This is a genomic window from Mucilaginibacter sp. Mucisp73 (assembly GCF_059491465.1).
The window spans coordinates 3,195,166-3,208,219 of record NZ_CP168507.1 but is presented as its reverse complement, the minus strand read 5'-3'; the positions used below and the strand labels follow the sequence as shown (position 1 = coordinate 3,208,219).

Genomic DNA, 13,054 nt, shown 5'->3' with positions numbered 1-13,054 from the left:
TATTAATATTATTTATGCAACTCAATGATGTTCAAACCTGCCGGTGACCTTGTCTATCCTGATCTTATAGACGATCAGGTCGATCTTGTCGCCAATATCATACTCATTTGCGGTTATACCATGGGAGGGATGGTCTGTAGCATGTTCCACCAGTGGCATAACCCGGTGGATTAGTGCCTGCATTGTCTGCTCTTGTTCCGCTATGTCTGTAATTTCTTCAAATGTACCCCAGGCTATGACACTTTTCCAGCTAAAGATGTTTTTTATATCATCAACTTCAAAACAAACTTTAGGGTTTTTTCGCATCATTTCAATTTTCTTTCCCGGTCCGGAATGCGCATAGATTACACCATTCTTGTATACATAGTTAATGGGTACAATATACGTGGTGCCCTGGGCATAACACCCTAAACGGCCGGTTACCTGCCTACTAAGCAACGCTTCAATTTCCGGTTGTTCCAATTTTCCTAACATAACGGCGAATATTAATTGACCAAAGCTAAGCTCATCACTGTTTAAACAAAATGCTGCCGGTCAGTTAAGGGCATGATCGCCGTCACATTTGTGTCAGTGTCTTTCGGGCTGTTGATGTTGTGATACATGCTATGCATCTCAATCTGCCGGCTGTTGTACCACTGCGCAATCACAAGTAAACATCCCTGTGACTGTTTTTTATGTTGCTTTATTAAGCAATTGAACCGGTTCCGGGTGTACGATCAATTGTATAAGTGACGGCCGTCACTATTTTAACCTGCCGAACATCGCAACTTTACCTCACAAAAATAATGTTATGAAAGTAGTTGAGGTAAGCTATGCCGCCAGTAAACGAACGGTCATTTCCCTGTTATACAATTTAAAGTTTGGAAGGCGTGAATAATAAGAGCAGCATAACTGGGATCGAAAATTTTTACGCGGTCGGAATTAATTATAAAAAATCGGATGCCCGGCTTAGAGGCCGTTTTGCAGTTTCAAACGAACAATATGAAGCCATATTGAAAGACGCCGGCAATTATGGCGTTAGTTCGTTATTTATCTTGTCGACATGTAACCGTACCGAAATCTACGGAGTAACCAATACGCCAGATGAACTGGTTAACCTGTTATGCAGTGTTACCAATGGCGAAATAAAAGAATTTAAGAGTCACTGCTATAAAAAGGAAGGCATCGGCGCGGTTGACCATATGTTTAATGTTGCAGCTGGTTTAGATTCACAGATACTTGGAGACTATGAAATTATCGGGCAGTTTAAACAGGCTGTAAGGTTTGCGAAAGACCGTGGTTTTATCAATACCTTTTTAGAAAAGCTATATAACACTGTTTTGCAAGCCTCAAAGCAGATCAAAAATCAAACGGGCCTCAGCAAAGGAACTACTTCCGTATCATTTGCAGCTCTGCAGTCCATTAAGCAATATCATGCTAATGCCGCAAATATTTTGATTGTAGGGGCAGGTAAAATGGGGCAGCGTGCATGTAAAAACATTAAAGATTACCTGGGGCAAAAGGTTCGTATTACTTTGGTTAACAGGACTGTTGATAAGGCAGAGCGGCTTGCCGAAGAAATGGACGTTAGTTATGGCCATATAGCAGATTTGCCAACACTCATTTCTGCTGCAGATGTTATCATTGTTGCCACCGCTTCCGCTACACCTGTAATTTTTAAAGCTGATCTTGAACATTGCAATGAAAAACTGATCATAGATTTGGCGATACCCAACAATGTTGAACCCGCAGCATCAGAATTACCGCACATTAAACTGGTTAATATTGACAAACTCTCGCTCGTTAACAGTGAAACTATTCAGAAAAGGCAAAGCCAGGTTATTGCCGCGCGAGAGATCAACAACCATTTCATCAACAGGTTTGTTGAATGGTGCGAACTGCGAAAAAGCTGCATAGTGGTGAATGCCATTAAAAAACAGTTAACCTCCATTTGTTTAAGCCAATCCAAATCCGCCGGCTGTGTTGCGGGCTTTGTGTCTTCTACGGATGAGCAAAGAATACAGCAAATATTAAACGGAACAGCAGGAAAAATGAAAGGCGTTAACAAAGCCGGCTGCCATTACCTGGAGGCTTTAAATGAATTTATGTCGCCCCCAGGTTTACCAACCAACATATTAAATCCTGAGCGAACGTTAATATAAATAACAATAGACAGCCAAGGCAGATGTTTGAGGTATCGGATAAACGGAAGTAATATCAATTTTGCCTGAATATAACCGGGGCATGAAAGAGATTATTAAATAGCGAATAAGAAAAAGAGGATTTCCAGCGTTCAAAATATCATAGTACCTTTATTACTAAACATATTTTGCAGTATTGCCTGATACAGTACGATTTTTGTTAGTCATTGATCATCATCTTATCTGACTTCGCTATGGAAACCGCAAATCAACACCGCAGGGATTTTATTAAGACAGCCGCCATTGGGTCACTAACCGGGCTGACATTGTTATCAGCTTGTAATGACAACGATGATGAGGAGGATCAAAAAGTATCGCCACCCGAGGATCTTATGCAGGAGCACGGTTTACTGAACCGGGTGCTGCTCATTTATGACTATTGCAAAGGCCTCCTAATAGATAAGCAGGGTTTCCCGATGGAAGCATTGTTAAACTCAGCTGGCATTATCCGCACCTTTGTTGAGGATTACCATGAAAAGCAGGAAGAAAACTACCTGTTCCCGCGTTTTCGAAAGGCCAACCAGTTAACTGATCTTGTACAAACGTTGCTGGCGCAGCATAAGGCTGGGCGTACTATCACGGATGAGCTCATGCAATTAACTAAGTCTCAAAACCTGACCGATACGGAAAAACAGCAGCTTATTACCTTGTTGAATAATTTCAACAGGATGTACCGCCCACATGAAGCGCGGGAAGATACCATTTTATTCCCAGCCTTCCGCAAGATCGTATCCCATCATGAATATGACTCGCTGGGTGAGGAATTTGAAAATAACGAACATAAACTGTTTGGCAAAAACGGATTTGAAGGCATGGTTGAGAAAGTAGCCGGTATCGAAAAGTCTTTAGGCATTTATGAGCTGGCCCGGTTCACGCCAGGCACCTAACTGCAAATTGCCAACTATTTTTTGTTACCTATCGATAACAGGCTGGCATTAATGGCCACCACTACCGTGCTCACTGTCATGAGTACCGCGCCAATTGCCGGGCTCACCATAATACCCTGGTTGTACAGAACGCCTGCTGCCAGTGGCAGGGTTATCACATTGTAACCTGTTGCCCAAGCCAGGTTCTGTGTCATTTTACGGTAGGTGGCTTTACCAAACAAGATCAGGTTAACGATGTCTTTAGGATTGCTGTTTACCAGCACAATGCCGGCGGTTTCGGCAGCAATGTCGCTGCCCGAGCCAACAGCAATGCCAACATCGGCCTGGGCAAGTGCAGGGGCGTCGTTTACACCATCACCTGTCATTGCTACAAACTCGCCCTGTTGCTGTAATTCTTTGATCTTTTCCAGTTTTTCATGCGGCAGTACTTCGGCAAAAAAACCATCCATTTTCAGCTGTGCGCTAACACTTTCGGCAACCCGCTTATTATCGCCGGTCAGGAGTATCGACTTGATACCGTTTTCGTGGAGGGTTGCTATCGCTCCCTTTGATTCCTCCCTGATGGCATCGGCAAGGGCAACAAACCCGGCAAGTTTTTCATCGATCAATACAAATACCACTGTTTCGTTACTGGCCACCTTGAAATTTGCCGGAAGGCTGATGCTATTTTCTTTCAGATAACCGGGACTGACTACTTTGAGGTGCTTTTGCTCTGCAACCGCTTCAACGCCTTTACCTGTGATCGCTTTAAATTGTGTTACTTCGGGAAGGGTTAGTTTTCTTTTTTTAACTTCACTTAAAATGCCTGTGGCTATCGGATGTTCTGAATTGCTTTCCAATGCCCCCGCCAGCCTAAGTAATTCATCTTCGCTTTTCAGTACTCCTTCGGTAAGCACCATTCTGGATACCTCAAATTTCCCTTTAGTTAAAGTGCCGGTTTTATCAAAAACAATAGAAGTGATCTTTCGTGCATTTTCAAAAGCAGTCCTGTTTTTGATCAGCAGGCCATGTTGCGCCGATAACGATGTTGATTTAGCTACCACGAGGGGAACAGCCAGGCCGAGCGCATGCGGGCAACAGATCACAATAACGGTCACCATTCGCTCCATGGCAAAAGCCAGGTCGTGCCCCAGGCTAATCCACACCACGAATGTAGTTATACCGGCTAAGAGCGCAATGATAGTTAGCCAACGGGCCGCTTTGTCTGCTAACAGCTGCGTGTTTGATTTGGCGTTTTGCGCATCGCGGACAAGATCGATGACTTTGAACAAATAGGAATCTTTACCGCTATGTGTAACACGAACTTTTAATGAACCGTTACCGTTCACCGATCCGGCAATCACTCGCTGGCCTTTTGTTTTTTGCACCGGGGCAGATTCCCCTGTCAGCATGGACTCATTCAGGTAGCTCTCGCCATCTTCCACCATACCGTCGGCGGGTACCTTTTCGCCCGGTTTAATTAAGATCAGGTCATTTTCTTTCAGGCTTTCCGTTTTTATGTCCTCTGTAATGTTTCCTTTAAGCACATGTGCGGCTGAAGGCATGAGCTGGACCAGCAATTCGAGCTCGCGCGAGGCGCCGGCTATCGATTTCATTTCGATCCAGTGTCCCAACAGCATAATGAGAATGAGCGTGTCCAATTCCCAGAAGAAATCCATGCCCTTAAGCCCGAATACGGTAGCCGCACTGTACAGGTAAGCAACGGATATGGCAAAACCAATCAGGGTCATCATTCCGGGATTTTTCGCCTTTAGTTCCGAAAGCCACCCGGTCAGAAACGGCCGGCCGCCATAAAGAAAAACTGCCGTCGACAGCGCAAAAAGTATATACCGGTCGCCCAGGAAACCAATTTGCAGGTGCAGCCAGTGCCGGATCATTGGCGACAGGGCCAATATGGGTAGGGTGAATGCCAGCACCACGTAAAAACGCTTACGGAAATCAGCGATCATGGCTCCGTGATCATGCCCGGCGTGGCTCATGTTTCCATGCCCCATACCATTCCTTTCCTGATGTTGTGCATGATCGTGACCTTTCATTTCAGGCATTTCGTGCTGGTGTTCATGATGCTGATGTTCCATAGTCGTTTGTATTAATTAGCTTTACTTACTGATAACTACTAATAGGTTAATGTTAATCCAGCGCCTAAGCCCATATCACTGTCATAGTGGCTGGAGAAAGAAAAATTCTTATTAACGATATAGCGCAGTCCGGTGCTATATTCTTTATCGGTATTGCCTGTTATAGAAAACCGGAGCCTGCTGGTCAATGCTATGTCCTCCCGGCCAAGTTGAAACCTGACTTTGCCATTGCCATCAATACGGGCGTCGGCCACAAACAGTAATGGTAAAGTGTAGGCCAAACCTGCAACTACCGTATGCCGGTTGTTTTTATTGCTGAGTTGACCGAACAGGTTTTTTTCCTGTTCGTTTGTTTTTTTATAATGATAATCAAATCCTGCATAAGCATACAGCCATTGCATACGGCCAAAGTACCTTCCAAACATGGTTTCACTCTCATATCCCTTGGTATTGTTTATTCCAAGGTGCCACATGGTAGAAAATTTCCAGCGGGTATTTGCTAAAGCCGCGTTGCCATCGCTGCCGTTTGTTTCCAGCCCCAGTTTGGCCGATGCATAGTATTTACGATCGTCGGCAGCTACTTTCTTAAATCCAGCTGCCGGGTCGGGTACTTCGGGGTTAGGCGGCGAGTTTTCGTAACTGAAGATCCGCCCCATACCGCTCATCATATGGTATAAAATATGGCAGTGAAAAAACCAGTCGCCGCTTTCGCTGGCACGGAATTCGATGGTGTCCCTTTCCATCGGCATAATATCCAGGGTGTTCTTCAGCGGCGAGTATTCTCCCTGTCCGTTTAACACCCTGAAATAATGCCCGTGAAGGTGCATAGGGTGACGCATCATGGTATTATTATAGAGAATGATACGAACATTTTCTCCCCGCTTAATCAGGATCTTGTCAGATTCCGAAACGGTTTTGTTGTTGATCGTCCACACATAGCGGTTCATATTACCGGTTAATTCAAAATTGAACACTTTGATTAGGCCGGTTGAAAGCGTTGTCGGTTGAAGGGCTTTCAGCATACCATAGTTCAGGGTAACCGGCGGCTTGCCTTTGTCAAGTTCGGGATACATCACGGTGTTCATGTCCATTACCTGGGTAGTCATCTTCATTCCTTCCATTTCCTTCATGTTACCGTGCATATCCATCATATCATTCATCATTTTCATGCCCTCAAAATATTTCAGCTTAGGCAGCTTTTTAGCGGCGTGTTTGGCACCGCTGCCCAGCCAAAGCGACGTATATTTGGTACGATCTTCAGGTGTCGCCAGGAACTCGTAACTGCCATCGGCAGGGATAGTAACTATCAGGTCATACGTTTCTGCAACGCCTACGATCATCCGGTCCACCTCAACAGGCTGAACATCTTCGCCGTCATTGGCAACAACTTTCAGTTTGCCGCCCGCCCAGCCGAGCCAGAAATAGGTAGAAGAACTTCCGTTAATTACCCGCAGTTTCACCTTGTCGCCGGCTTTAAATTCGGGAGCTTGGTTTTCGGGCTTGCCATTGCTAAAAAAACGGTCGTAGTAAACATCACTTACATCCATGGCAGTCATGCGTTTCCATTCATTAGCCAGCTTTGTTTTGAAATGTCCGGTTTGTATCGCCTGCAAATAATTCTGGGTACTGCCTTTACGGATGGCGTACCAGTCTGTGGCATTATGGAGCCGGCGCTGTACCTGTTCCGGGTTTTCATCGGTCCAGTCGCTTAGCAGCAGGGTATATTCCTTTAAAGGGGATGGTTGTTTTTCATGAATGATAAATGCCCCGTACAGCCCGCTTTGTTCCTGCGTCATGGTATGGGAGTGGTACCAGTAGGTTCCGTGCTGCACCAGCGGAAATTTAAACAGGTGCGTTTCACCGGCCTTGATGGGCGTGGTGGTGAGATAGGAAACACCATCATACCGGTTGGGCAGGATCAGCCCGTGCCAGTGGATAGAAGTTTCCATCATCATTTCATTGTGCACATAGATCTCAGCAGTATCGCCTTCGGTAAATTCCAGTTCGGGTGCAGGGATACTGCCATTTATAGCCATAGCCGGCCGCTGTTTGCCGGTATAGTTAACGGTGGTATCATTGATATATAAGTGGTAAATCTCCCGGTTACCTGTTTTGGTGAAAAACGGAAGATGCTTGCTCTGACCGGCAGACTCCATTTTCATCCCCGAATGTTGGGCAATGGAACTGACAACAGGCAGCAAAAAAAGGAACAATAAAATAAACTTCTTCATAGTATTAAAATATAAGGCCGGAGTATTTGCCCCGGCCTTTTTAATTACTTAGCTGCAGGTAAAGTTTCTTTTACAGCGCCACAGGTTAACATTTGATTGCCATAATAGGGATTTTGAATGGCGGCAGTTTCACTTAGCCAATATGATTTTTTCATCGGACAATAGTCGCGGTAAACAGGGGCATTGTTCAGTTTGATTGCCTGTACGGTGGCGAACATGTTTTCTGAAAGGCTGGCAAAATGTTCACGTTGATGCGTGACGTCATCGCTTTCCGAAATATGACGGGCATCGAACTGCAACTTAGCCGCATATTTTGTCCAGGTAGTTTTATCAGCTGCTGAAAGCTTGTCGACCGGAAATGAAGTGATTGCCGCCAGCAGCATTTTGGCTTTGGCATTGGTTGCGGACGCATCGCCGCCGATCAGGGCGTTTTTTACGCCATAATAGGCCAACAGTACATCAGCTTTGGATGAAGCGTTTTGTGCTTTAACCTGGTTAAAAGCAAATAGCATGATGATGGCGAAAACGAAAATTTGAATCTTTTTCATGATATAGAAATGATTAAGTAATGAATATCATTTCCCGCCGTAGCAGGAAACTATAGATTAAAGAAGTTTTAGGGTTGCAGGGTAACCATAAAAAAGCTACCGGGCTTCGGATTGAAGCAAAAGGAAAATCAAATGCGGAATGTGCAGTTGCGTAAAAAAACAGGTAGGGTAGTGACAAGCGGCGGTGACTGGCCAACCGGATGACTAATTTTCAGCGGCAGGTAATTGTAAGGCACTAACCCGAAAAGCGGTATAACCAGCAATGCGGGGCTGGTTCCCAGGCTAATCTGGCTGTATGTTAGTGAACTGCTCTTTTCCGATTTCAGTTGCTGGTGTTTATCTGTACAGCATTTTTTTGCAGCCTTGCCCTGGTAGTTCATACCGCAGGTATTGCATTTTTTGCCCTGCTCATCATGCCACAACGCAACCTTGACCAGCCTGCCCATGCAGTACTGATAATGCAATGTTGCACCCGAAGAAACCCCGAGGTACAGCACAGCTAAAAAAGTTACGAACAGTTTCTTCATCACGGTACAAATATCAGCAAATTAGTAAAGTGTTGTTTATAGAATTTCTTTTTCTTTTTATGTTTTTTTGGGATAGATCACCTTCCAAACATAGGATAAACCATTCTTGCAATAAATGATAACTATTACTTTTTTACATGCTGATGATCAGTGATTTGCTTTTTAAATGCCGGTACTTTGGCAAAAAAAACAATCATGAAAAAACTAATCACAGCTATTTTGTTTATTACAGCTGCGCTATTATGGAATAGCGTACCTGCATTTGCGCAAACAGAACCTAAGAGTGTTCCTGCCAGCGAAATTCATATTAATAAAAAAGGTGAAATCCATGATCACGGCGGTACGCTGCTCGGGTATATCAGCAAAGATGATATCGTAAAAGATGCCCAGGGCAACAAGGTTTATTTTATCGACCGGGACGGTAACGTGATCGATGCCAAGGGCAATAAACTGGGCAAAGCAAGGAAAGACGGTTTTTATTTTAATAATGAGGGTGAAACCGTACTTAAAGTTAAGGATGAAGACGCCGAAGAATGCGAGATCCTTGATCCCGCAGGACATAACCTTGGTACGACCCACAAAAATTATAAACTGCATGCGTGCGCAGCGCATTGTTTCTGGCTGAAAAAGAAAAATACGCCACATCCGGTGCATTAATTAAAGGGAGTATCAAAACATACTCCCTTTTCTGTTGGCTAATTCAACGTTGTTAATCATCGCTTTCATAGTTGTTGTTTTTAAGCCAGGGATATATCCCCACAGTCCTGCTCAGGCTGTAGTTAAATATGACGGAGATCATTTTTGTTTTTGATTGTTTACCCTTATCAGGTTTCATCCGGCAACGATATTTGTACTATAAAATATTCAAACGATGGAAGCACTTATCGAAGACACCGAACTGGAATTTGAACTTCAGGAAATTTACCTCACTGGTAAACAATGGCTGGCAGACCTGGCCTTCATGGATAATGAGCATGCCTTTTTAACAAAACTGCTGGCTGGCGAAAAAAGCCCGGCCAGGCATATGGAAGAAGGGCTGCACTCGGCTATGCTTGAGCAACATGATCTGCATAAAGATATTCTTCATTTCATAAACAAAATAGAACAATTGATCGTTGTTGCGGGAGCTGTGATCGGGTTATCGCTGATAGATGACTTTATCAGTTTACAGATCAGGGTAGGGGGTGCTTTATTGGCAATGAAGGACCTTAAATTGGCGTTTACAGGCATAAGGCGGGCTGCTTAGTTCCACAAGAAAACTTAATTTATAAAGGTTTTGACAAAAAGTATTTATATCACTTCGGCCGAACCCTATAGCGGCAAATCAGTTATTGTATTGGGCCTGGTGGCTATGCTGCTTGGCCGGGCACAAAAGATAGGTTATTTGAAACCCATTATACCGTTTGGCCCGGAAGAGCAGCCAGATACCCATATTGAAACGGTTTTGGCACATTTTCAACTACCGCAAACTTATCGGGATACCTATGTATTTACCCGGCAGGGGGCTATGCAGCAGATCAAAGATCAGCACCAGGGCGACATGATCGACGCGATTATCGCACGGTTTAAGGCCTTAGAAGCGACGTGCGATTTTACTGTAGTTGAAGGGAGTGATTTTGAAGGGCAGGGAACGGCATTTGAGTTTGAAACTAACCGGCTCATCGCCAAAAATCTGAACTCCCCCGTCTTACTCCTTGTATCGGGCGTGGGGAAAACCACTGCCGGAATTGTTCAGGATGCGCTGAATTTCAAGCAGGCTTACCAGGCGCAGGATATTCAGGTATTAGCGGTTGTTGTCAACAGGGTACAGGCCGATCAGGCTGCAGATGTACAACAATTGCTGCGTGCGCAATTGTCTGAAAATATACTTATCGCGGTTATACCCGCTGATCCGGGCCTGGAAAACCCAACTGTTCACGATATTTTTGAAAAGTTGGACGGCAGGTTGCTGTTTGGCAGTGAACACCTCGGAAACCAGGTTGATAACTTTGTGACCGGCGCCATGCAGGTGCCCAATTTTTTGAATTATCTGAAGGAGAATGTTTTGATCGTTACACCCGGCGACAGGGGAGATATTGTCATCAGTTCGTTGCAAGCCAATCAATCTGCCAGTTATCCCCGCGTGGCCGGCATTATACTTACGGCAGGTGCAATTCCGGAAGAACCGGTGATGAGGTTGATTGAAGGACTGCAGAACGTTGTCCCTATCCTTGCTGTCGGCGCAGGCACTTTTGAAACAACCAACCAGGTGGCAGCGGTTAAAGCCCGTATTACAGCGGATAATACTAAAAAAATCCGACTTGCTATAGAAACATTTAACCGTTATATAGATATCGCCGCCCTTGATAAAATGCTGGTAACATATCATTCCAATGTGATGACGCCGCACATGTTTCAATACCAGCTCACTCAATGGGCTAAGCGGCAGCGCAAAACAATTGTACTGCCCGAAGGGAATGACGACCGCATCCTGCAGGCGAGCGCAAGGCTGATTGCCCAGCAGTTGGTTAACATTATCCTGCTTGGCGATCCTGCAGAAATAGCCGCTTCGGTAAAGCGGTTGGGTATTGACCTTGATCTCAATAAGGTAACTGTTATACCCCCGGCCAGTTCGCCTCATTACGAAGATTATGTTCAAACATTGTATGAGCTGCGTAAAAGTAAAAACGTAACCCTCGAAATGGCGAGGGACCTCATGACGGATGTATCTTATTTTGGAACGATGATGGTTTATAAAGGGCACGCCGACGGAATGGTTTCCGGGGCTGTTCATACTACTCAGCATACCATACGCCCCGCTCTGCAGTTTATCAAAACAAAGCCCGGCATCTCTACGGTGTCATCTGTTTTTTTTATGTGCCTGGCCGACCGTGTTTCTGTATTTGGCGATTGCGCGGTAAATCCCGACCCTACTGCCGAAGAACTGGCCGAGATAGCTATCTCGTCGGCAGATAACAGCCTGCGTTTTGGCATTGAACCGCGTGTTGCAATGCTTTCATATTCATCGGGCACATCAGGTTCAGGTGCCGACGTGGAAAAGGTTAGGCGAGCTACCCAATTGGTGCGTGAAAGGAGGCCCGATATTAAAGTAGAAGGGCCCATACAATATGATGCCGCTGTAGATCCGGTAGTTGGCAGCCAGAAAATGCCCGGTTCAGAAGTTGCAGGCAAGGCAAGCGTATTGATCTTCCCTGATCTGAATACCGGAAATAACACTTACAAAGCGGTACAGCGGGAAACGGGAGCCCTGGCCATTGGGCCGATGCTGCAGGGGTTGAATAAACCGGTTAATGACCTTAGCCGCGGTTGCACTGTTGATGATGTTTTTAATACCGTTATTATCACTGCTATACAAAGTCAGGATAGCCCGGCCTCATTATAATTTTACATATGGAAATATTTGTTATCAATTCGGGCAGCAGCTCTATCAAATACCAGTTATTTTCTCAGGATTCAACCAGCCCGCTTTGCAGTGGCCTGGTTGAACGCATCGGTCAGCCAGATGCGCTGATCACTCATAAATACAGGCAGCATGACGAGGAAAAAGTGTTGTACATTCAACAACAGGTACCCGATCACGAAGCAGGCATGCAGGCTGTGGGCGAACTGCTCACCAGGGATGGTATCGCGGTGATCCGCGATTCGGGACAAGTGGGCGCGGTTGGCCATCGTGTAGTTCATGGCGGCGAAAAACTTACCGGTACCACAGTCATTACGCCCGGGGTAAAAGACAAAATCAAAGCACTGTACCCACTGGCGCCTTTGCATAATCCGGGGCATATAAAGGGTATCGAAGTGTCAGAAAAGATTTTCCCCCAGGCTGTACAGATTGCTGTATTTGATACCGCGTTTCATACATCGCTACCCGAAAAAGCTTTTAGGTATGCTATACCCGACTCTTTTTATAAAAACCACGGCATTCGTGTTTATGGCTTTCATGGCATAAGTCATCAGTACGTTAGTGGTGAAGCAATGAAATATCTTAAACATACAGACGCAAAACTTATTACCATTCACCTTGGTAATGGCTGTAGCATGGCCGCTGTTAACGGCGGAAAGAGCGTGGATACAAGTATGGGGCTTACCCCACTTGATGGGTTGATCATGGGAACAAGAAGCGGAAGCATTGATGCCTCGGTATTATTATACCTTGCAGAACAAGAAAATTACAGTACAGAACAACTTACTATCTTGCTAAACAAACAAAGCGGCATGCAAGGGCTTACCGGTCATAACGATATGCGGGATATCAGCGCGCTTTATAATAATGGGAATGCCCGGGCGGAGCTTGCTTATGAGATGTATGCCTACCGGATCAAAAAATTTATTGGCGCTTATGCCGCTGCAATGAACGGGCTTGATGCAATTGTGTTTACGGCTGGGGTTGGTGAAAATGATGCCCTGGCACGCGACCTTGTTTGCCGGGATATGGATTTTTTAGGCATTAAGCTGGATAACGCAAAAAATTCAGAAAAAGGCAATGGGATCCGTGATCTTAGTGCACCGGCTTCCCGTGCCAGAATATTGGTGGTGCCCACCAATGAAGAATTAGAAATTGCCCGGCAGTGCAGGCAATTGCTCGGTGAAACCACCGGGCGGTAAC

General features: G+C 45.2%; 12 protein-coding genes. 6 read left to right on the top strand and 6 right to left on the bottom strand.

Annotated elements, in window-relative coordinates; translation table 11 throughout:
* Nucleotides 1-21: 21 nt before the first annotated feature.
* Nucleotides 22-474, bottom strand: coding sequence for a pyridoxamine 5'-phosphate oxidase family protein (locus tag ACEN82_RS13420; RefSeq protein ID WP_413317468.1), 453 nt, complete (start codon nt 472-474; stop codon nt 22-24).
* A gap of 395 nt (nt 475-869) precedes the next feature.
* Between ACEN82_RS13420 and hemA the strand changes: the two genes are divergently transcribed.
* Nucleotides 870-2,141, top strand: a complete 1,272-nt coding sequence (hemA, locus tag ACEN82_RS13415; protein WP_413317466.1) for a glutamyl-tRNA reductase — start codon at nt 870-872, stop codon at nt 2,139-2,141.
* Between the two features lie 233 nt (nt 2,142-2,374).
* On the top strand, nt 2,375-3,067 hold the full coding sequence (locus ACEN82_RS13410; protein ID WP_413317464.1) for a hemerythrin domain-containing protein: 693 nt from the start codon (nt 2,375-2,377) through the stop codon (nt 3,065-3,067).
* A gap of 14 nt (nt 3,068-3,081) precedes the next feature.
* Here the strand turns inward: ACEN82_RS13410 and ACEN82_RS13405 are convergent, their stop codons facing one another.
* The 4 genes from ACEN82_RS13405 to ACEN82_RS13390 all read right to left on the bottom strand — a co-directional run bounded on the left by ACEN82_RS13405 (nt 3,082) and on the right by ACEN82_RS13390 (nt 8,451).
* Nucleotides 3,082-5,145, bottom strand: coding sequence for a copper-translocating P-type ATPase (locus tag ACEN82_RS13405; RefSeq protein WP_413317462.1), 2,064 nt, complete (start codon nt 5,143-5,145; stop codon nt 3,082-3,084).
* Nucleotides 5,146-5,183: 38 nt separating this feature from the next.
* Nucleotides 5,184-7,376: a multicopper oxidase domain-containing protein gene (locus ACEN82_RS13400; RefSeq protein ID WP_413317460.1), complete on the bottom strand. Its 2,193-nt coding sequence runs from the start codon at nt 7,374-7,376 to the stop codon at nt 5,184-5,186.
* A 44-nt stretch (nt 7,377-7,420) separates the two neighbouring features.
* Nucleotides 7,421-7,924, bottom strand: a complete 504-nt coding sequence (locus ACEN82_RS13395) for a DUF3347 domain-containing protein (RefSeq protein WP_413317459.1) — start codon at nt 7,922-7,924, stop codon at nt 7,421-7,423.
* Nucleotides 7,925-8,052: 128 nt separating this feature from the next.
* On the bottom strand, nt 8,053-8,451 hold the full coding sequence (locus ACEN82_RS13390; protein WP_413317457.1) for an HYC_CC_PP family protein: 399 nt from the start codon (nt 8,449-8,451) through the stop codon (nt 8,053-8,055).
* A gap of 195 nt (nt 8,452-8,646) precedes the next feature.
* Here ACEN82_RS13390 and ACEN82_RS13385 point away from each other — a divergent pair, with 195 nt between their 5' ends.
* Nucleotides 8,647-9,108: a DUF3659 domain-containing protein gene (locus ACEN82_RS13385; RefSeq protein ID WP_413317455.1), complete on the top strand. Its 462-nt coding sequence runs from the start codon at nt 8,647-8,649 to the stop codon at nt 9,106-9,108.
* Between the two features lie 52 nt (nt 9,109-9,160).
* Here the strand turns inward: ACEN82_RS13385 and ACEN82_RS13380 are convergent, their stop codons facing one another.
* The gene (locus ACEN82_RS13380; RefSeq protein WP_413317453.1) at nt 9,161-9,286 is read right to left on the bottom strand and encodes a hypothetical protein; all 126 of its coding nucleotides are present in this window, start codon (nt 9,284-9,286) and stop codon (nt 9,161-9,163) included.
* Nucleotides 9,287-9,322: 36 nt separating this feature from the next.
* On the opposite strand from ACEN82_RS13380, the gene ACEN82_RS13375 reads away from it, so the two are divergent.
* The 3 genes from ACEN82_RS13375 to ACEN82_RS13365 are packed head-to-tail and all read left to right on the top strand — an operon-like array spanning nt 9,323 to nt 13,053.
* On the top strand, nt 9,323-9,697 hold the full coding sequence (locus ACEN82_RS13375) for a hypothetical protein (protein ID WP_413317451.1): 375 nt from the start codon (nt 9,323-9,325) through the stop codon (nt 9,695-9,697).
* A gap of 30 nt (nt 9,698-9,727) precedes the next feature.
* Nucleotides 9,728-11,833 (top strand): phosphate acetyltransferase, encoded by a 2,106-nt coding sequence (gene pta, locus ACEN82_RS13370; protein ID WP_413317449.1) that lies wholly within the window; start codon nt 9,728-9,730, stop codon nt 11,831-11,833.
* Nucleotides 11,834-11,841: 8 nt separating this feature from the next.
* A complete protein-coding gene (locus ACEN82_RS13365) occupies nt 11,842-13,053 on the top strand; it encodes an acetate/propionate family kinase (RefSeq protein WP_413317447.1) in 1,212 nt (403 codons plus the stop codon).
* The last annotated feature ends 1 nt before the right edge of the window (nt 13,054 follow it).

Coding starts and splice junctions, on each gene's coding strand:
- ACEN82_RS13420 (WP_413317468.1), bottom strand. CDS start 474: ATGTTAGGAAAATTGGAACAACCGGAAATTGAAGCGTTGCTTAGTAGG.
- ACEN82_RS13410 (WP_413317464.1), top strand. CDS start 2,375: ATGGAAACCGCAAATCAACACCGCAGGGATTTTATTAAGACAGCCGCC.
- ACEN82_RS13405 (WP_413317462.1), bottom strand. CDS start 5,145: ATGGAACATCAGCATCATGAACACCAGCACGAAATGCCTGAAATGAAA.
- ACEN82_RS13400 (WP_413317460.1), bottom strand. CDS start 7,376: ATGAAGAAGTTTATTTTATTGTTCCTTTTTTTGCTGCCTGTTGTCAGT.
- ACEN82_RS13395 (WP_413317459.1), bottom strand. CDS start 7,924: ATGAAAAAGATTCAAATTTTCGTTTTCGCCATCATCATGCTATTTGCT.
- ACEN82_RS13390 (WP_413317457.1), bottom strand. CDS start 8,451: ATGAAGAAACTGTTCGTAACTTTTTTAGCTGTGCTGTACCTCGGGGTT.
- ACEN82_RS13385 (WP_413317455.1), top strand. CDS start 8,647: ATGAAAAAACTAATCACAGCTATTTTGTTTATTACAGCTGCGCTATTA.
- ACEN82_RS13380 (WP_413317453.1), bottom strand. CDS start 9,286: ATGAAACCTGATAAGGGTAAACAATCAAAAACAAAAATGATCTCCGTC.
- ACEN82_RS13375 (WP_413317451.1), top strand. CDS start 9,323: ATGGAAGCACTTATCGAAGACACCGAACTGGAATTTGAACTTCAGGAA.
- ACEN82_RS13365 (WP_413317447.1), top strand. CDS start 11,842: ATGGAAATATTTGTTATCAATTCGGGCAGCAGCTCTATCAAATACCAG.